Annotated in this window: 2 protein-coding genes; both read right to left on the bottom strand. The window is 23.8% G+C overall.

Annotated features, from left to right (window positions below; all coding sequences use genetic code 11):
* Positions 1-64 precede the first annotated feature (64 nt).
* Positions 65-442 (bottom strand): SVM family protein, encoded by a 378-nt coding sequence (locus OL66_RS02995; RefSeq protein WP_034172411.1) that lies wholly within the window; start codon positions 440-442, stop codon positions 65-67.
* 141 nt (positions 443-583) lie between these two features.
* The coding region (locus OL66_RS02990; protein WP_034172410.1) for a hypothetical protein at positions 584-1334 on the bottom strand (751 nt) is incomplete at its 5' end.

Raw genomic sequence — 1334 nt, 5'->3', positions numbered from 1 at the left:
TTTAAACATTAATTAAATCTCCTTTGATATTGATAATAACAATAAAAATATATTTTAAATTATTTTAACGTCTTCTAAGATTATTTGTTTGATTTTGATCGTTTTGTTGTGGCATGGCGTTATAGACAATAATTTGTTGAGCAGCGATACGACTACTTAATTCAACATTTTGCCTCACAAGATTATTAATAACTTCTTCAGAAGAATTATTATTTCTAGCATTAAAAATTTGTTGAACTATTCCAGTTTGTTGAAAATTTAAATTTTGTAAAATACGAGCTTGATTTTGAAAATTAGTATGATCATTATCATGTCCGTTATTTTGAGATATATGACCGTTATTCATTGCCATAACACAATAATTATTAGTTATAAATAATAGTCCTAATAAAACAAATAAACAAAAACTTATTATTTTAAATTGAATTTTTAATTTAAACATTATTAATTGAATCTCCTTTTATTTTTTCGAATTGTTAAATATGTAATAAAAATAAACTTTTCAACTTTCATTTTTGAAACTAGAAATAATATTTATGATACATAATTGTTATATTCAATTTATTTTTTTGTTAGCTATTTTTTATAAAACAACACATTCACATTTAGATTTTTTATGATTATAATTCAATTGTTCATTTGTTTCTAGTTGTTCTGGTTTTTGAGAAGGTTTTTTTTGAATAATTAATTCTTTTATCAATCTTTTAAATTCTTCAATTCCGATAACTTCTCTTTGTAATAATTCATCAGCAAGGGGCGATAAAAATTCTTTATATTGTTGAATTATTTCTTGTGTTTTTGTTTGAGCAATATTTTTTATTTTATTTTTTCTTATTTCTAAAGAATCTGTTGATAAATATAAATCTCCTAAAAACCATCCTCTTTCTGTGATATATTTAGCTGCTTTTTCGATATCTTGTTCATCATGTTGACCTCTATTTTTAATTTCTTCTATAGATGTTGTGATAGTTTGTTCTGCCTCTAACCCACCATAATAAACAGATAATGCAAATAAATGTCCAAACAAATTGTCTCTATCAAAAGAAAAATCGGTGCTACCATCAATTTTTTCATCATCATGTTTTAATTCTATTCTTTTAAGTTTTATGAGTCCTGGATACTCTCTACTTCTTTGGCTCAATTCAAAAGCAACTACAGCATGTCCTATTTCATGTAAAGACACAAATTTTTGTTTAGTCATAGTGTTTGTTTTACTTATAGTATTTGTTATTTCTTCATTTTCTTCTAACTCTGTCTCTGTAATTTCTTGAATTTCTTCATGAAATAAACCTTCCATAGCCATTACTTGATGAACATTATTAATAATTAAAAAT

The organism is Chrysanthemum yellows phytoplasma, from assembly GCF_000803325.1.
GTDB classification, from domain to species: Bacteria; Bacillota_I; Bacilli_A; order Acholeplasmatales; family Acholeplasmataceae; genus Phytoplasma; species Phytoplasma asteris.
The sequence above is the reverse complement of the archived record's forward strand: the minus strand, read 5'-3'. Positions and strand labels throughout refer to the sequence as shown.